This is a genomic window from Arthrobacter sp. B2a2-09, from assembly GCF_027587375.1.
Lineage (GTDB): Bacteria > Actinomycetota > Actinomycetes > Actinomycetales > Micrococcaceae > Arthrobacter.
Window position 1 is genome coordinate 54,424 of the sequence record NZ_JAMXIC010000004.1, and the last position, 16,775, is coordinate 71,198.

At 63.2% G+C, this 16,775-nt stretch carries 18 protein-coding genes; 13 read left to right on the forward strand and 5 right to left on the reverse strand.

Translation table 11 applies throughout. The features are described 5' to 3' along the window. The first annotated feature begins 5 nt into the window (after positions 1–5). The 11 genes from NFJ07_RS05875 to NFJ07_RS05925 all read left to right on the forward strand — a co-directional run bounded on the left by NFJ07_RS05875 (position 6) and on the right by NFJ07_RS05925 (position 9,473). Positions 6–1,196 (forward strand): sensor histidine kinase, encoded by a 1,191-nt coding sequence (locus NFJ07_RS05875; RefSeq protein WP_269993162.1) that lies wholly within the window; start codon positions 6–8, stop codon positions 1,194–1,196. After that, a complete protein-coding gene (locus NFJ07_RS05880; RefSeq protein ID WP_269993164.1) occupies positions 1,193–1,858 on the forward strand; it encodes a response regulator transcription factor in 666 nt (221 codons plus the stop codon). Before NFJ07_RS05875 ends, NFJ07_RS05880 begins: the two co-directional genes overlap by 4 nt. Positions 1,859–1,991: 133 nt before the next feature. Continuing rightward, on the forward strand, positions 1,992–2,291 hold the full coding sequence (locus tag NFJ07_RS05885) for an SHOCT domain-containing protein (RefSeq protein WP_269993165.1): 300 nt from the start codon (positions 1,992–1,994) through the stop codon (positions 2,289–2,291). Between the two features lie 245 nt (positions 2,292–2,536). Then, complete coding sequence (locus tag NFJ07_RS05890) at positions 2,537–3,466, forward strand: ABC transporter ATP-binding protein (protein ID WP_269993393.1); 930 nt, start codon at positions 2,537–2,539, stop codon at positions 3,464–3,466. Positions 3,467–3,473: 7 nt separating this feature from the next. Next, on the forward strand, positions 3,474–4,328 hold the full coding sequence (locus NFJ07_RS05895) for an ABC transporter permease (RefSeq protein ID WP_269993166.1): 855 nt from the start codon (positions 3,474–3,476) through the stop codon (positions 4,326–4,328). After that, on the forward strand, positions 4,325–5,158 hold the full coding sequence (locus NFJ07_RS05900; protein ID WP_269993167.1) for an ABC transporter permease: 834 nt from the start codon (positions 4,325–4,327) through the stop codon (positions 5,156–5,158). The genes NFJ07_RS05895 and NFJ07_RS05900 overlap by 4 nt, the downstream gene beginning before the upstream one ends. A 67-nt stretch (positions 5,159–5,225) precedes the next feature. Beyond that, complete coding sequence (locus NFJ07_RS05905; RefSeq protein WP_269993168.1) at positions 5,226–5,798, forward strand: hypothetical protein; 573 nt, start codon at positions 5,226–5,228, stop codon at positions 5,796–5,798. Positions 5,799–5,808: 10 nt separating this feature from the next. Then, positions 5,809–6,642: an exodeoxyribonuclease III gene (locus NFJ07_RS05910; protein ID WP_269993169.1), complete on the forward strand. Its 834-nt coding sequence runs from the start codon at positions 5,809–5,811 to the stop codon at positions 6,640–6,642. 18 nt (positions 6,643–6,660) lie between these two features. Beyond that, positions 6,661–7,752 carry a tryptophan--tRNA ligase gene (trpS, locus tag NFJ07_RS05915; RefSeq protein WP_269993170.1) on the forward strand — a complete coding sequence of 364 codons (1,092 nt, stop codon included), beginning with the start codon at positions 6,661–6,663 and terminating at the stop codon, positions 7,750–7,752. Positions 7,753–7,756: 4 nt separating this feature from the next. Further along, positions 7,757–8,449: a 2'-5' RNA ligase family protein gene (locus NFJ07_RS05920; RefSeq protein ID WP_269993171.1), complete on the forward strand. Its 693-nt coding sequence runs from the start codon at positions 7,757–7,759 to the stop codon at positions 8,447–8,449. Between the two features lie 82 nt (positions 8,450–8,531). Continuing rightward, a complete protein-coding gene (locus NFJ07_RS05925) occupies positions 8,532–9,473 on the forward strand; it encodes a YihY/virulence factor BrkB family protein (protein ID WP_269993394.1) in 942 nt (313 codons plus the stop codon). A gap of 93 nt (positions 9,474–9,566) precedes the next feature. On the opposite strand, the gene NFJ07_RS05930 is transcribed toward NFJ07_RS05925, so the two are convergent. From NFJ07_RS05930 to sdhC, 5 genes are all read right to left on the reverse strand, one after another. Beyond that, on the reverse strand, positions 9,567–10,331 hold the full coding sequence (locus NFJ07_RS05930) for an alpha/beta hydrolase family protein (protein ID WP_269993172.1): 765 nt from the start codon (positions 10,329–10,331) through the stop codon (positions 9,567–9,569). A 173-nt stretch (positions 10,332–10,504) separates the two neighbouring features. Further along, positions 10,505–11,287, reverse strand: coding sequence for a succinate dehydrogenase iron-sulfur subunit (locus NFJ07_RS05935; RefSeq protein WP_269993174.1), 783 nt, complete (start codon positions 11,285–11,287; stop codon positions 10,505–10,507). Next, positions 11,287–13,086 (reverse strand): succinate dehydrogenase flavoprotein subunit, encoded by a 1,800-nt coding sequence (gene sdhA / locus NFJ07_RS05940; protein WP_269993175.1) that lies wholly within the window; start codon positions 13,084–13,086, stop codon positions 11,287–11,289. The genes NFJ07_RS05935 and sdhA overlap by 1 nt, the downstream gene beginning before the upstream one ends. A 93-nt stretch (positions 13,087–13,179) precedes the next feature. Then, positions 13,180–13,674 carry a succinate dehydrogenase hydrophobic membrane anchor subunit gene (locus NFJ07_RS05945; RefSeq protein ID WP_269993177.1) on the reverse strand — a complete coding sequence of 165 codons (495 nt, stop codon included), beginning with the start codon at positions 13,672–13,674 and terminating at the stop codon, positions 13,180–13,182. 3 nt (positions 13,675–13,677) lie between these two features. Further along, positions 13,678–14,058, reverse strand: a complete 381-nt coding sequence (gene sdhC, locus NFJ07_RS05950) for a succinate dehydrogenase, cytochrome b556 subunit (RefSeq protein WP_078105987.1) — start codon at positions 14,056–14,058, stop codon at positions 13,678–13,680. A 238-nt stretch (positions 14,059–14,296) separates the two neighbouring features. Here sdhC and NFJ07_RS05955 point away from each other — a divergent pair, with 238 nt between their 5' ends. Both NFJ07_RS05955 and NFJ07_RS05960 read left to right on the forward strand, forming a co-directional pair. Continuing rightward, complete coding sequence (locus NFJ07_RS05955) at positions 14,297–15,430, forward strand: mannose-1-phosphate guanylyltransferase (RefSeq protein WP_269993180.1); 1,134 nt, start codon at positions 14,297–14,299, stop codon at positions 15,428–15,430. A gap of 90 nt (positions 15,431–15,520) precedes the next feature. Next, positions 15,521–16,720, forward strand: a complete 1,200-nt coding sequence (locus NFJ07_RS05960) for an amidohydrolase (RefSeq protein ID WP_269993183.1) — start codon at positions 15,521–15,523, stop codon at positions 16,718–16,720. The last annotated feature ends 55 nt before the right edge of the window (positions 16,721–16,775 follow it).

Here is a 16,775-nt window from a genome sequence, read left to right on the forward strand (position 1 = left end):
GGAGCATGCAGCGGCGTTTCCAGGGTCCTCCCACGAGTTTCATCGTGATCGCGGTGGCCCTGATCCAGGTCCTGGGGACCGTCTTTTCGGCAAGCCATCAGGTGGCCCTGCGCCCCTTGGACCCCCTCGCCTTCATGCTGCTGCTGGCCGGACCGGTGGCCTTGGCTTTCCGGACCCGCAAGCCCGCCGTCATGCTGCCGATCACCCTCGCGGCCACGTTCAGCTACGTGCTACTCGGTTACGCCTGGGGTCCGATAGTGCTGTCCCTGGCTCTCTCGATTATCCTGACCGCTGCCGCGGGGCTCCGCTGGCAGGCCTGGCTTGGGGCGGGAATTTGCGCCGCAGCCGTCGTGCTGATGGCTGTCCTCGCCGGGGATGAGACGGGGCTGGTCCGGGCCTCTGCCGGCGTTGCCTGGGCGGCGATCCTTGTACTGATCGGTGAAGGCTTCCGACGGCGGGGCGAGCGGATGGCCGAATACCGACGACGGCGGGAGGCCGCCAAACAGGCCGAACGGGACGAGTACCGTCTCACACTCGCCCGCGATATCCACGATGTGGTGGCGCACTCCCTGTCGATGATCAACGTCCAGGCTTCCGTGGCGCTCCATCTGGGCACCAACGACCCCGAAAAGCTCCGCCCGGCGCTGGAAGCCATCAAGGCAGCGAGCAAGGAATCCCTGGCCGAAGTCCGTCAGCTCCTCGGAGTGCTCCGCGACGACGCCCCGCTAAGTCCCGCACCGCCTCCAAGCCTGGGGCGGATCCCGGAACTCGTGGAAGACGCGCGGCGCGGCGGCCTGCAGGTGCGGTTCGAAAACTCCGTCGACCCGGAACGAGCTGACCCGGAACGAGTTGGCCCGGAACGAGTAGGCCCGGAACGAGCTGGCCTGGAACGAGTAGGCACGGCACAGCAGGAAGCCGCCTACCGGATCGTCCAGGAAGGGCTGAGCAACGTCCGCAGGCACTCGGGCGCGGCGTCCGCCGTCGTACTTCTGGAATTGGCAGGGGACGAGCTGCGGGTGAGGATCGACGACGACGGCGGAGGCCTCCGGGGAGCGCCCGCCGGGAACGGGCTGAGGGGCATGCATGAGCGCGTCCAGGCCCTCGGTGGCACCCTTGGCCTGACCTCGCTGGAGCCCGGGCTGCGCGTGGAAGCCAACCTCCCGCTGAACCCCAAAAAGGGAGAACGCCAGCCATGATCCGCTTGCTGCTGGCCGACGACCAGAACCTCATCCGGGCCGGTTTCCGGGCCCTCCTGGACGCTGAGCCGGACATGGAAGTGGTGGCTGAGGCGGGTACCGGCCGGGATGCCGTCAGGCTGGCCGAGCGCGAGGCACCCGACGTCGTCCTCATGGACATCCGCATGCCTGACGGCGACGGGCTGGCCGCAACCCGGCAAATCCTGGCCAACCCCCGCCTCGTGCACACCCGCATCATCATCCTCACGACGTTCGAGCTGGACGAGTACATCGCCGAAGCCGTGCGCGCGGGGGCCGCCGGTTTCCTCGTTAAAGACACCGAGCCGGAGGAACTGATCCGCGCAGTGCGGGTAGTGCACGACGGCGACGCCCTTCTTTCGCCGTCTGTGACACGCCGCATCATGGCCCAGCTCGCCCTGCACAGCAAAGCGGCGTCGAAGACGGTACCCCTGCACCAAATCACGGAGCGCGAACGGGAAGTCCTGGCACTGGTAGGCGAGGGCCTGAACAACGCAGAGATCGCCGAGCGGCTGTTCATCACCCCGCTGACAGCGAAGACGCACGTTTCGCGGATCATGACCAAACTGCTGGTTCGGGACCGTGCGCAATTGGTAGTGCTGGCGTACGAATCCGGCCTGGTCCGGCCGGGCTGGAGCAGCTAGCCCTGGGACGCAGTCTCCCGGGGGAGTAGGCGGCGGGTGGCAAGTGACTCCCGCTGGCCGACGCGTTTCGATGGGCCAAAAACCAGACTGGAACCAGAGCCGAGATACGGCCTGTTGAGAGTTTGGACTGGACATGTTGACATCACTGACCACCACCATCGGCGCCGCGGCCGCCCAGCTGCCCGCCGACGTCGTCCATGGACCCGGGGACGGATTCGTCTTCTGGCCGTTTTTCCTCCTGATCCCGCTGTTTTGGTTCCTGGTCATCGGATTCTTCATCTTCTTCGGCCGCCGGATGTGGCGCAGGAACCACTACTGGGCAGCAACCCAAGGCGCCGAAAGCGTGCTGAGGGAGCGCTACGCACGTGGCGAAATCGACGAGACCGAGTACCGCCAGCGCTTGGAAGTGCTGCGGACACATCCGACGAAGTGAGGAACCGGCGGATTCTGCTGGATCATTCGTCTGGATAAACCGTCAGGCCTTGGAATCACGCGGTTCCAGGGCCTGAGGTGCGGAATGATCCAGCAGAATGTCGCGCAGGGCCCGGGGTAACCCGGTTTCAGGAGGTTATTCCAGAAAATTGCGGAATACCTCTTTCACGTATTCCTTGGCTCTACTAGTCTGCTGGGGTGCACAATGAAGCCACCCGCTCTTTCTCCACGTCAGCCAGCTTCCAGATGAACCCACCCGCAGTCATCACAGCCGAAAACCTCACCAAGAGCTACGGCGAGCTCATCGCCGTCGACGGTATCTCCTTCGAGGTCCCGGCAGGGGAGTCCTTCGGCCTGCTTGGCCCCAACGGCGCCGGCAAATCGACCACTATGAAAATGATCGGCGGAGTCTCCCAGCGCACGTCCGGGAAGCTCAGCATCATGGGCCTGGACCCGGAAACCCACGGTCCGGAAGTCCGGGCGCACCTCGGAGTGGTGCCGCAGCAGGACAACCTGGACGAGGAATTGAAGGTCCGCGAAAACCTGATTGTCTATGGCCGCTACTTCGGCCTGCCGTTGAGCTACTTGCGTCCCAAGGCCGATGAGCTGCTCGAGTTCGCCCAGCTGACAGACAAAGCCAAGTCCAGGGTCGATGCCCTCTCGGGCGGCATGAAACGGCGCCTCACGATCGCCCGCTCGCTGATCAACGAGCCCAAGATCCTGCTCCTGGACGAGCCCACCACGGGGCTGGACCCGCAGGCCCGGCACATCCTCTGGGACCGCCTGTTCAGGCTCAAGGAACAAGGTGTCACGCTGATCCTCACCACGCACTACATGGACGAGGCCGAACAGCTCTGCGACCGGCTGATCGTGGTGGACAAGGGCCGGATCATGGCCGAAGGCTCGCCTGCCAGCCTGATCCGCGAATACTCCACCCGCGAGGTTTTGGAGCTCCGCTTCGGTTCGGAACGCAACGCGACTATCGGGGTCGAACTCGCGGGCATCGGCGAACGCGTCGAGACGCTTCCGGACCGTGTGCTCATCTATGCGGACGACGGTGAATCGGCGTTGGAGCAAGTCTCCGCACGCCGGCTCCGTCCCTTGACCTCGCTGGTGCGACGTTCCTCGCTGGAGGACGTCTTCCTCCGGCTGACCGGGCGGAGCCTTGTTGATTAGGCGACGGTTGACTGACGCCCAGCTCCCGACGGCGGACCTTCCCTCGCGTGCCCACGCGCCGGCCGTTTCGGCTAGCCGGGCAAAGCGGTGGGGATCCTTCTTCTACGCCGAGCAGGTCCTGCGGGTGATGCGTGGCTACGGCTGGTCCGTGTTCCTGTACAGCGTGGGCCAGCCGGTGGCCTATCTGTTCGCGATGGGCATCGGGTTGGCGAGCCTGGTGAATGCGAACAGCGCGGCGGTGTTTGGCGGCGTGAGCTACTTGACCTTCATCGCGCCGGCACTGTTGGTCTCATCCGCGGTCATGACGGCATCGGGGGACTTTTCCTACCCGATCATGGACGGCTTCAAATGGCGCCGCGTGTTCTATGGCCCGCACGCCTCCCCGCTGGTTCCGCAGCAGATCGCCGCTGGCCACATCATGGCCAGTACCTTGAAGTTCCTGGTGCAATCGGTGGTCTACTTCGCCATCGTGGCCATGTTCGGGGCCTCGCCGAGTCCGTGGGGCTGGGTGTCCGCGATAGTTGCCACGGTGGCCGGGTTGTCCTTCGGGCTGCCGCTCATGGCCTATGCGTCGACCATTACCAAGGACTCCGGCCAGTTCGCGTTGGTGCAGCGATTCATCGTGGTGCCGCTGTTCCTGTTTTCGGGCACCTTCTTCCCTCTGGATTCGCTGCCCCTTGGTGTGCGCTGGATCGGTTGGATCTCCCCGGTGTGGCACGGTACGCAGCTGGGCCGCGTGTTCACCTATGGACTCGAGGAGAACCCCTTGCTGACGCTGACCCACGTCCTGTTCCTTGTAGGCGCCGCCGCTGCGGGTTGGATGCTGACGCGGCGCCAATTCGTCAGGAGGATGGGGGCATGAGCGTCCTCACTGGGGGCCACAGCGCCACCGACGCTGCCCGTGAACGCACCTTCGGCCCGCTGTACTCCCGCAACGCGCTTGCTGTTGTGTCCCGGGGCCTCATGGCAGCGAAAAGCAGCACGTGGTTGATCCTGGTATCCGGATTCTTCGAGCCGGTGCTTTATCTGGTCTCCATGGGCGTGGGACTAGGACCGATCGTGGGTTCCGTGGCGGGACCGGGCGGCCAGGAAATCAGTTACGCGGCCTACATCGCGCCCGCGCTCCTGGCCGTGTCCGCCATGAACGGCGCCGTCTATGACTCCACCTGGAACGTCTTCTTCAAGATGAACTTCGCCAAGCTGTACCAAGGAATGCTCTACACCTCCCTTGGACCACTGGACGTAGCCATCGGGGAGATCTTCCTGGCCCTGCTGCGTGGACTCTTGTACGCCACCGGGTTCACGGCCGTCATGGCCGTCATGGGACTCATCACCACGCCATGGGCCATCCTGGTCATCCCGGCGTCCGTGCTGATCGCCTTTGGCTTTGCGAGTTTCGGCATGGGCATCACCAGCTTCATGAAGACTTTCCAACAGATGGACTGGATAAATTTCTTCATGCTGCCTATGTTCCTTTTCAGCGCCACCTTCTACCCGCTGAGCGTCTATCCGCAATACATCCAGTGGCTCATCCAAGCGATGCCGCTCTGGCACGGCGTAGAACTCCTGCGGCAGATCAGCATTGGTTCCTTCAGCCCGGCCACGGCAGTTCACATCGCCTACTACCTCGTGATGATCGCCCTCGGCATCACGCTCACTACCGGAAGGTTGCGCAAGCTCTTCCTGAAATAGCCCGGCAGGCTGTTCGCCGGGGGTGGAAGCGAGCGGTTCGGCGCACGGAGTTTGCGACAATGGGTGCATGCGATCCCTCGGCGACTCCCCGTCATCTGTTCCCTCGTCAGCTTCCGCCAGGAGCCCTTTCAAAGGCTTCCGCATCGGCGGACTGGGCATGACGGTGGTGCTCATCGCTTTCCTGGTCGCTGTGATCTTCGCGGCCAACCAAAACGACGTCGTCGGTTGGATCGTTGCTGTTGTCTCCTTCGGCTGGCTTGCGCTCGCCGCTTTCGTGGTCTCCAGCATCCAGAAGGCCGCCAGGCGGGCCGGTGAAAAACTCACCGAAGCCCAGAACGCCTTCAACGCGGCAACCGGCCGGGCGCCGTCGTCGTCGAGCGCCGACCATGGTGGCACACGCGTGGTCTCGGAACGGAACGAAGCGGATGAAATCCGGGACCTCAAACTGGACCACTCTTTCAAGATTGTCCAGGTGCAAGTACGCGTGGTGGAGGATGAACGCGCCAAGGGCGACGCCGCCGATCAAGACACCATCGATCGCGCATTGGAGACCATCGCAATCACGTCAAGCAATGCCCGGGACATGATCAAGTCCTCCGACGGCGGCGACGAGCCCGTCTCGGGCACCATCATCGACTAGAGTAGGCGGGGTGAGCTCGGCATTGAAGAAGGACTTCCTTCGCATCGCAACGGTCAACGTCAACGGCATTCGCGCCGCCTACAAGAAGGGCATGGCGGAGTGGCTGGAACCGCGCGACGTCGACATCCTGTGTCTGCAGGAAGTCCGCGCGCCCGATGAGGTGGTCCAGCAGCTCATCGGCGAAGGCTGGTACATCCTCCACGCCGAAGCCGAAGCAAAAGGCCGTGCCGGCGTGGCGATTGCCTCCCGGCAGGAACCCGTCGCCACCCGTGTGGGTATCGGCGACGATTACTTTGCCACCACTGGACGCTGGGTCGAGGCAGACTACGGCGTGAAGACGAGCGGCGGCAAGGACACTACCCTGACGGTCGTCAGCGCTTATGTGCACTCCGGCGAAGTGGACACGCCCAAGCAGGTGGACAAGTACCGCTTCATGGATGTCATGATCAAAAGGCTTCCGGAACTTGCCAAGCACAGTGAGCATGCCCTGGTGGTTGGCGACCTCAACGTGGGCCACACCGAGCTCGACATCAAGAATTGGAAGGGCAACACCAAGCGTGCCGGTTTCCTTCCTGAGGAGCGCGCATACTTCGACCGCTTCTTCGGCGACGAGATCGGATGGAGGGATGTCCACAGGGGCCTGGCAGGAAATGTCGATGGCCCCTACACCTGGTGGTCCCAGCGCGGTAAGGCCTTTGACACTGACACAGGCTGGCGCATCGACTACCACATGGCCACTCCTGGACTCGCGGCAGCCGCCCTTTCGGCCGTCGTTGACCGGGCGCCATCGTGGGACACCCGTTTCTCCGACCACGCACCGCTGGTAGTCGACTACCAGCTCTAAGCTTTCGAAAGTTTCCTCATGACCAGTTCCACCACAACTGAACCCGCTGCAGCTGCAGCCGTGTCAACATCCACCAAACTGGCCGCCGGGGCCAAGCACCGCGTGCTGTCCGGCATGCAGCCCTCCGCTGACTCCCTCCACCTGGGCAACTACCTTGGTGCCCTGGTCAACTGGGTCCGCATGCAGGACGAATACGACGCCATCTTCTTCATCCCGGACCTGCACGCCATCACGGTGCCGCAGGATCCCGCCGAGCTGGCTCGCCGGACGCGCGTCACCGCTGCGCAGTACATCGCAGGCGGCGTGGACGTGAACAAGTGCACGCTGTTCGTCCAGTCCCAGGTTCCTGAACACGCCCAGCTGGCGTGGGTTCTAGGCTGCATCACCGGCTTCGGCGAGGCCTCGCGCATGATCCAGTTCAAGGACAAGTCGCTGCAACACGGTTCGGACCACGCGAGCGTCGGGCTCTTCACGTACCCGATCCTGCAGGCAGCCGACATCCTGCTGTACCAGCCACACGGGGTACCCGTGGGCGAGGACCAGCGGCAGCACATTGAGCTCAGCCGTGACCTCGCCCAGCGTTTCAACAGCCGCTACGGCGAGACGTTCCAGGTTCCGCAGGCCGTCATCCAGAAGGAAACGGCCAAGATCTACGATCTCCAGAATCCCACGGCCAAGATGTCCAAGTCCGCGGAGTCGCCGGCCGGTCTGATCAACCTGCTCGATGACCCGAAGATCACGGCCAAACGCATCAAGTCGGCAGTCACGGACACCGAGACGGAAATCCGCTTCGACCGCGAAGCCAAGCCCGGTGTGTCCAACCTGCTGAGCATCTATTCGTCCATCAGCGGCCAGCCGGTGGAGAAGATCGTAGCGGACTACGAAGGCAAGATGTACGGCCACCTGAAGGTCGACCTCGCTGAACTCGTTGCAGCCCATCTCGGGCCGATCCGGGACCGCGCCAACGAATTGCTGGCCGATCCGGCCGAGCTCGACCGGCTCCTGGCCCACGGGGCGGACAAAGCCCGCGAGATCGCCTCGGCCACTCTGGCCGACGTCTACGCCAAGGTGGGCTTCCTGCCGTACGGCGGAGCACAAGGAATCCGCTAAAGCCATGTGCGCAGCTGGCAAGCTCAGCGTCCAGGTCGGCTCCCTTTCAAGGGGAGCCGGCCAGGCCACTGATGCCCGCCTGGACACCGGTGCACACCAGTCTGCCAGCGCGTGCGGGGACAGCCTGTGCGTGGGAGTCATCCTGGGTTTCCCCCCGGATGTCGCCCAGGAACTGCAGCAATGGCGTGCTTCCTTCGGTGATCCCATGGCGGAAGTCATCCCGGCCCACATCACCCTCGTCACCACCACGCCTGCCCAGGACTGGGAAGCCACTCGTGAGCACGTTCGTGAGATCGCCCGTCGCCAGGCACCATTCAAGATCACGATTTCCGGCACGGGCTCCTTCCGGCCGGTATCCCCGGTGGTGTTCCTGAAGGTCGAAGACGGTTTCGCGGAGTGCGTGGGCCTGCACGAACAACTGCAGACCGGCCCACTGGAACGCGATCTTCCTTTCCCCTACCACCCGCACGTGACAGTAGCCCACGACGTCGCTCCCGAAAGCCTGGACGAGGCCGAAACGGTGCTCAAGAACTACACCGCCACCTTCCCTGTGGTTAGCATGGGACTTTACGAGCACGACGACAACGGCATCTGGCAGCTACGGGAAGAGCTCGACTTTGGCGGCGACGCAGACCAATCACGGGAAAGCACAGCACAACGATCGGCAGCAGGCGGAGAGGCCACCACTGCCGACTGAAGGGGCGCAGCTGAAGCTGCAGCTGATTCACTGTCAGGTCGAATGGGGGAAAGCCCGGCGCTCGGGGAATGGCGGCGCCAGAATACCGGCATTCATCAACCTGGCTCTCGCCCGGCTGAGCAACTTCCGGCCCATGCGCGCCTTTAACCTTTACAATCTGCGCCATGGTCCGCTGTTGAGCGCCGGCATAGGCTTCACCATGTTCTTCTCCATCACAGGCTTGCTGGCAACAGGATTCGCTGTGACCGGCCTGGTCCTCAACGGGCAGCCCCAACTGGTTGATTCAATTGTCTCGAGCGTCGCCACGGCGGCCCCGGGACTCCTGAAAACCAACGGAGGCAACGGCCTGGTGGATCCGCACGATCTCCTGAATCCCACAGGCCTTGGCTGGACGGCCGCCATAGCCGCCGTCGTCACGGTATTTACCGCGCTCGGCTGGATCGCCGGGATTCGGGAGGGTCTTCGCGGAGTTTTCGGACTGGAGCCCCTGCAAGAGAACCCACTGCTGATGAAGGCCCGCGACGCCGGAACCCTCCTGCTGCTCGGCGTAGCCTTGGTGGTCAGCGCCGGTGTTTCGCTGGTGTTCGGGACAGCGGCAGGGTGGATCATCGAACGGCTCGGCTTGGCCGACGCCGTGGCTGGCCCCGTCACGTGGCTCGTTCGCACGGCCGTTCCACTAGTCCTCAACTGGGCGACGGCGGTGATCATGTTCCGGTTCGCAGGCCGCCTGAAGCTTCGCCGCCGAGCCTTCGTGGAAGGAACAGTGCTGGCCGGTATCGGGACCACCATCCTCCAGATCTTCAGCACGGAGTTGCTGGCGAATGCCGGACGGAATCCCATCCTGGCCTCATTTGCCATCATCATCGGGCTTCTCATCTGGTTCAACCTGGTCAGCCAGGTCTATTTGGTCTCCGCGGCATGGGCGGCCATCAGGGAAGCGGACACGGGCGCACACGAGCACCATAAGCCGGCCCTCGGATCACGGCACCCTTCGCCTCGGCCGTTCACACTAAAGGACACCTGAGGGCAGTTAGAGTCCCAACTGGCTCGCATTTGTTGTCGTTTTGACGCGTCATAACGACAACAACTGCGAGCTAGTTGGGCAAGGTTCCTCGTGCTAGTCGCCGAGATATTGGTCTGCCCAGGCCGAGATGATTTTGGCCACGCGTGCGGCCTGACCCTTTCCCGTCAAGAGGTGATCACTGCCTTCGAGCGAAACGAAGCTTCGCGGGTGCCGCGCCGTTTGGAAGATTGTGCTCGCGTTGTCGATCCCCACCGTATTGTCGGTGGGGGAGTGCAGCACCATGAGCGGCCTGTGCAACGTCCGGATGCAATCGCTCAGGTCGGCCCGTTCCACATCTTCCACAAAGTGGCGGCGCACCTCCATCCGCCTACCGCCCAAGTTGACCTCCGCGCTGCCTTCACTGAGGATTGTGCTCACTTCAGCGTCGAACATGTGCTCCACGTGCTTGGGTTGGAACGGGGCGCCCACAGTCGCAACGGCCCGTACCTCGGGAAGGCTGAGGGCGGCAGCCAGCACAGCCGCTCCGCCGAAGGAGTGGCCCACCAGAAGGGAGATTTCCTTGTCATCGGCACGCATGAACTCGGCCGCACGGATGGTGTCAGCCACTTTCACGCTGAATGATCCCGCCGACCATTCGCCGGCGGAGTCGCCCAGTCCAAGATTGTCGAAGCGAAGCATACCGACTCCAAGTTCCGCAAGGCCCTTGCAGATACGCGAGGCAGAGGGGCTGTCCTTGCCGAGAGTCAGCCCATGGGAGAACACACCCCAGCCCCGGACGGGTCCCTCAGGCATGTCCACGATCCCCGCCAGGAGATCTCCGGTGCTGCCTTCGAAGCTTATCTTCATGGATTTGGACACCTGTCCGCCTTTCGCTTTGAGGGTTGTCCGGTCATTGCCGAACCACCTTTAAACAACGACGACGGCGCCCCCCATCCCCCAACACTCCCTACCCTCGCAAGCTCGGGCAGGGAACCCTGTGTTGGTGGGCCCTGCTAGGGGGCGCCGTCGTCGTCGTACTTTAGGTTCAGAAACTAGATCTTGCGTGCCAGGATGGCCTGCTTGACCTCGGCGATCGCCTGGGTCACCTGGATGCCACGCGGGCAAGCCTCCGAGCAGTTGAAGGTGGTGCGGCAGCGCCACACGCCTTCCTTGTCGTTGAGGATCTCCAAGCGCATGTCACCGGCATCGTCGCGGGAATCGAAGATGAACCGGTGTGCATTCACAATGGCGGCCGGACCGAAGTACTGACCATCCGTCCAGAACACGGGGCAGGACGACGTGCAGGCAGCGCACAGGATGCATTTGGTGGTGTCGTCAAAGCGTGCACGGTCCTCGACAGACTGCAGGCGCTCCTTGGTGGGCTCGTGGCCCTTGTTGATCAGGAACGGCATGACCTCGCGGAAGGACTGGAAGAACGGCTCCATGTCCACGATCAGGTCCTTCTCCACGGGGAGGCCCTTGATCGGCTCAACAGTGATGGGCTTGGACGTGTCCAGGTCCTTCAGCAGGGTCTTGCAAGCGAGGCGGTTGCGGCCGTTGATGCGCATGGCATCGGAGCCGCAAATGCCGTGGGCACAGGAGCGGCGGAAGGACAGCGAACCGTCGATCTCCCACTTGACCTTGTGCAGGGCGTCCAGCACGCGGTCGGTGCCGTACATGGTCAGCCGGTGGTCCTGCCATACGGGCTCTTCCGAGACCTCAGGGTTGTAGCGGCGCACGCGCAATGTGATGTTGAAGGTGGGGATCTCCCCGCCGCCGCCAACACTCGCGGGAAGCTCGATCTTGGAGGCCGGCTCAGCCATTTCGGTCGTCATTAGTACTTACGCTCCATTGGCTCGTAACGGGTAAAGACAACGGGCTTGGTCTCGAGACGGATGCCCGCTACGGATTCGGCTGACGATTCGGTGGTGACCGAGCTGTCCTTGAAAGCCATGGAGTGCTTCATGAACTTCTCGTCGTTGCGGTCCGGGAAGTCCTCGCGGTAGTGGCCGCCGCGGGACTCTTCACGGTGCAGCGCACCGACCGTCATGACCTTCGCCATGTCGAGGAGGAAGCCCAATTCCACGGCCTCCAGCAGATCCAGGTTGAAGCGCTTGCCCTTGTCCTGGACAACCACGTTCTTGTAGCGCTCCTCGAACCCGGCGATGTCGCTGAGGACCTGGTCCAAGGATTCCTTGGTGCGGAACACCTGCATGTTGGTGTCCATGGTTTCCTGCAGCTCCTTGCGGATCTGCGCAACACGCTCGGTGCCGTTGCCATCCAGCAGGCCAGACAGCATGGTGCGGGTGTGTGCTTCGGGATCCTCCGGCAGCTCGACGTAGTCTGCGGTCTTGGAGTATTCCGCCGCAGCCACGCCGGCGCGCTTGCCGAAGACGTTGATGTCCAGGAGGGAGTTGGTGCCAAGGCGGTTGGAGCCGTGCACCGAAACGCAAGCAACCTCGCCGGCGGCGTACAGGCCCGGCACGATCGTGTCGTTGTCCTGCAGCACCTCCGTGGTGATGTTCGTGGGGATGCCGCCCATGGCGTAGTGCGCCGTCGGGAACACCGGAACCGGCTCCGTGAACGGCTCCACACCCAAGTAGGTGCGGGCGAACTCGGTGATGTCCGGCAGCTTGGCCTCGATGTGCGCGGGCTCAAGGTGGGTCAGGTCCAGGAGGACGTAGTCCTTGTTCGGACCGCAACCACGGCCTTCGCGGACTTCGTTGGCCATGGCGCGGGCCACGATGTCACGGGGCGCGAGGTCCTTGATGGTGGGGGCGTAGCGCTCCATGAAGCGTTCACCCTCCGAGTTGCGGAGGATAGCGCCTTCGCCTCGTGCACCTTCGGTGAGGAGGATGCCCAGGCCTGCAAGGCCGGTCGGGTGGAACTGGAAGAACTCCATGTCTTCCAGCGGGATACCACGACGGAAAGCGATGCCCATGCCGTCACCGGTCAAGGTGTGGGCGTTGGAGGTGGTCTTGAAGACCTTGCCGGCGCCGCCGGAGGCGAAGACCACGGACTTGGCCTGGAAGACGTGCAGTTCACCGGAGGCGAGGTCGTAGGACACAACCCCGGCAACACGCTTCTGCTTGTACGGCGTGCCGTCCTCGCGTACTGCGTCTTCTTCGACGAGCAGCAGGTCCAGGACGTAGTACTCGTTGTAGAACTCAACGTTGTGCTTGACGCAGTTTTGGTACAGCGTCTGCAGGATCATGTGGCCCGTGCGGTCTGCGGCGTAGCAGGCGCGGCGGACCGGAGCCTTGCCGTGGTCACGCGTATGGCCACCGAAACGGCGCTGGTCAATGCGGCCTTCAGGCGTGCGGTTGAACGGCAAGCCCATCTTTTCCAAGTCCAGCACGGCGTCGATGGCTTCCTTCGCCATGACCTCTGCTGCATCCTGGTCAACCAGGTAGTCGCCGCCCTTGATGGTGTCGAACGTGTGCCACTCCCAGTTGTCCTCTTCGACGTTGGCCAGGGCTGCACACATGCCGCCCTGGGCCGCGCCGGTGTGGGAACGGGTGGGGTAGAGCTTGGTCAGTACTGCGGTGCGTGCGCGCTGACCGGATTCGATCGCGGCGCGCATGCCGGCGCCGCCGGCACCGACAATAACGACGTCGTACTTATGGACCTGCATACCAGATGCTCTTTCTCTCTAAGTCAGATGGTCGGCGGAGCCTGCTCCGCGTGTGCTGCACAGCCGGACATTGCCGGTGGTGCAGCGGAGCCGCTACGGCGCCGGGCAGAACCCGCCCGGCAGCTGAACGCCGTTGAGGACGGGGCACGGGTTGAACGTGAAGATCACCAGGGTGCCCAGAACGACGATGACGACTGTAGCCGCGTAAAGAACCACCTTGAGCCAGAAGCGGGTGGCGTCCTTCTCGGCGTAGTCGTTGATGATGGTGCGGACGCCGTTGGTGCCGTGCAACATGGCGAGCCACAGCATGGCCAGGTCCCAGAACTGCCAGAACGGGTCGGCCCACTTGCCAGCCACGAAGCCGAAGTCGATGCCGTGGATGCCTTCGCCCACCATGAGGTTCACGAAGAGGTGGCCGAAGATCAGAACCACGAGCACGACGCCGGAGAGCCGCATGAACAGCCATGCGAACATCTCGAAGTTCCCCTTGGAACCGGTGCCGCGACGGTACTGCGGAGAAATCTTCCCGCTGCTGATTTTTCCACTGCTGTTTTGTCCACTGCGTGGGGCTTGAATTTCAGTACTCATGGCTCAGTGGCCTCCCAGTGCGAGGGACAGGTGGCGGATGGCGAAGGCCCCGAAAACGACCAGCCACAATACCAGGACGGTCCACAGCATCTGGCGCTGGTACTTCGCGCCCTTCTTCCAGAAGTCAATGGCGATCACGCGCAGGCCATTGAAGGCGTGGAAAACGATCGCGGCGACGAGGCCTGTCTCGCCCAGGGCCATGAGGGGGTTCTTGTAGGCGCCGATAACGGCCGTGTAGGCCTCCGGGGACACACGCACCAATGAGGTGTCCAGCACATGGACCAACAAGAAGAAAAAGATCACAACACCGGTAATGCGGTGTCCAACCCAGGACCACATGCCTTCACGGCCGCGGTACAAGGTGCCAGCTGGTTTTGTCGGCACTGAATAAACCTTCCTGCAACACAGCGGCGCTGGCACGGGATCCATGCGGGGGAAACGCCAGCTGCGAGAGCACTCGTAGCTCAGCCTAAATCTAGGCTTCGCTCACAGCTTATTCAATTTAGGCGCCCCTTCTTGTAACGAGAGTGCGGGTGTTCGCCTGAATTCCGGTCTTTTCGCCGCGAGGGTGAGACGAAGACCACAAAGTGGGACTTGCGCCGCTGTCCGATAAGGTGTTGCGGTGAGTATAGAAAACGCTGCAAGCCCCGAATCGCCATTGCGCCACTTCCACGCGGTTATTCCGGCCGGCGGAGTGGGCACTCGCCTGTGGCCGCTCTCGCGTGCTGCTGCGCCCAAATTCCTGCACGACCTCACGGGTTCGGGAAGCACCCTCCTGCGGGCTACGTACGACCGCCTCGAACCACTGGCCGGCAACCGCGTCCTGGTGGTTACGGGCGTGGCGCACCGGACTGCCGTTTGCCGCCAGCTTCCCGAAGTGGGCGACGACGAGTTGGTCCTCGAAAGCGAACCGAAGGACTCAGGGGCCGCCATTGGCCTCGCCGCCGCCATCCTGCACCGTCGAGACCCGGACACCATCATGGGCTCCTTCGCCGCCGACCATGTAATCAGCCCGGACAACCTCTTCCAGGAAACGGTCCGCGAGGCTATCCACACCGCTGCTGCCGGAAAAATCGTCACCATCGGCATCAAGCCCACGCATCCCTCAACCGGTTTCGGTTACATCCGCACCGGCGACTTGCTCAATATCGACGACGCGCCGAACGCGCACGCGGTGGTCGAATTCGTCGAGAAGCCGAGCGAGGACATTGCCAAGAAGTACCTTGAGACCGGCGACTACGTCTGGAATGCCGGAATGTTCGTCGCCCCCGTTGCACTCATGCTTAAGCACCTTGAAGCTAACCAGCCGGTCTTGTTTGCCGGACTGCAGGAAATTGCGGACGCCTGGGACACCCCGGAACGCGATGAAGTAACCGCTCGGGTGTGGCCCACGCTGCCGAAGATCGCCATTGATTATGCCGTGGCGGAACCTGCCGCAGCGGCGGGGGATGTCGCCGTCGTGCCCGGTACTTTCCGCTGGGACGACGTCGGAGACTTCGCCGCGATCGGTCGCCTCAACAACGCCGGCGACGTCGATGAGGTGACGGTCCTCGGCGAAGGCGCCCGTGTCTTCACCGAGAACGCCAGCGGCGTGGTGGTCTCCGATACCAAGCGCGTGATCGCGCTTATCGGGATCAAGGACGTCGTGATAGTTGATACGCCGGATGCGTTGCTTGTCACCACGAAGGAACATGCCCAGCGGGTCAAGGGTGCGGTGGACGCGCTCAAGGCCAGCGGGGACACCGACGTGCTCTAGGGTCGGTCCTGAATCGCACTGTTGCGGCGCAGTCCGTAACCAAGAGACCCCTTTCGCTATTCGGAGGGCGCGGATGGCTAGAGTTGTGAGGTGCGCAATTTCACTACCGAAACCGAGCCGACCCCTGTGGTGAAGCCGTGGCTTGACGATCTCTTGCCGGAACTCATCGAATTCCGGAGGGACTTGCACGCGCACCCCGAACTTTCCTTCAAGGAATTTCGCACCACGGACAAGTTGGCTGAACGGCTCGAAGCGGCGGGACTTGAACCCCGTCGGCTGGAAGGGTCGGGGCTGACGGTCGACGTCGGCGAGGGGCCTATCGCTACGGCTCTCCGCGGAGACATCGATGCCCTCCCCATCATCGAAGAGACCGGCCTTCCGTTCGCGTCGAAGAACCACGGCGTCACTCACGCGTGCGGGCATGACGTCCACACCACCAGCATGCTCGGCATTGCCTTGGTGCTGCATGCCATGCACCAGGAATCCCCCTTGGGCGGCACGGTGCGCATCATCTTCCAGCCGGCAGAGGAAACCATGCCCGGCGGAGCGCTGTCCTGCATCGAACAAGGCGTCCTTCAGGGTGTCCCGCGGATTCTGGCGCTGCACTGTGATCCGCGTATCAACGTCGGCCAAATCGGCACACGCATCGGTGCCATCACTTCTGCCTCGGACACCATCAAAATCGAACTGACCGGACGTGGCGGCCACACTTCCCGTCCGCATTTGACCGAGGACCTGGTCTTCGCCTTGGCCCAAATCGCCGTCAACGTCCCGGCCGTTCTGTCCCGTCGCGTGGATGTGCGCAGCGGCGTCTCGGTGGTGTGGGGCCAGATCACGGCAGGTTCCGCACCCAACGCCATCCCCGCCAATGGCTACATGGCCGGCACCATGCGTTGCCTGGACAGGGACGCTTGGCATAGCGCAGGGGAGTTGCTCGACGACGTCGTCCAGCAAGTTGCTGCGCCGTACGGGGTGGACGTGCACCTTGAGCACACCCGCGGTGTCCCTCCTGTGGTCAACTCGGAACACGAGACTGCCCTCATCGAGGCTGCGGCCCGCGCGGAACTCGGCGAGCATGCCGTCGTCCTGACGCCGCAGTCCATGGGCGGCGAGGACTTTGCCTGGTTCCTGGCCGACCTGCCGGGTGCCATGATGCGGCTCGGGACCCACACGCCCGGCGGCGAGGAATACGATCTCCACCGCGGTGACTTCATTGTGGACGAGCGTGCCCTCGGCTTCGCGATCCAAGTCCTGGCCGCCGCCGCGTTGCGAACCATCCGGGATCTCTGAAACTCCGACGCTCGCTCACTTATGTGGGTCGGTCGGCGGACGCTCGCTCACTTAT

Excerpts from the sequence above, each read along its gene's own strand:
- NFJ07_RS05875 (WP_269993162.1), top strand. The coding sequence starts at position 6 with ATGCAGCGGCGTTTCCAGGGTCCTCCCACGAGTTTCATCGTGATCGCG.
- NFJ07_RS05880 (WP_269993164.1), top strand. The coding sequence starts at position 1,193 with ATGATCCGCTTGCTGCTGGCCGACGACCAGAACCTCATCCGGGCCGGT.
- NFJ07_RS05885 (WP_269993165.1), top strand. The coding sequence starts at position 1,992 with ATGTTGACATCACTGACCACCACCATCGGCGCCGCGGCCGCCCAGCTG.
- NFJ07_RS05890 (WP_269993393.1), top strand. The coding sequence starts at position 2,537 with ATGAACCCACCCGCAGTCATCACAGCCGAAAACCTCACCAAGAGCTAC.
- NFJ07_RS05900 (WP_269993167.1), top strand. The coding sequence starts at position 4,325 with ATGAGCGTCCTCACTGGGGGCCACAGCGCCACCGACGCTGCCCGTGAA.
- NFJ07_RS05905 (WP_269993168.1), top strand. The coding sequence starts at position 5,226 with ATGCGATCCCTCGGCGACTCCCCGTCATCTGTTCCCTCGTCAGCTTCC.
- trpS (WP_269993170.1), top strand. The coding sequence starts at position 6,661 with ATGACCAGTTCCACCACAACTGAACCCGCTGCAGCTGCAGCCGTGTCA.
- NFJ07_RS05920 (WP_269993171.1), top strand. The coding sequence starts at position 7,757 with ATGTGCGCAGCTGGCAAGCTCAGCGTCCAGGTCGGCTCCCTTTCAAGG.
- NFJ07_RS05935 (WP_269993174.1), bottom strand. The coding sequence starts at position 11,287 with ATGACGACCGAAATGGCTGAGCCGGCCTCCAAGATCGAGCTTCCCGCG.
- sdhA (WP_269993175.1), bottom strand. The coding sequence starts at position 13,086 with ATGCAGGTCCATAAGTACGACGTCGTTATTGTCGGTGCCGGCGGCGCC.
- NFJ07_RS05945 (WP_269993177.1), bottom strand. The coding sequence starts at position 13,674 with ATGAGTACTGAAATTCAAGCCCCACGCAGTGGACAAAACAGCAGTGGA.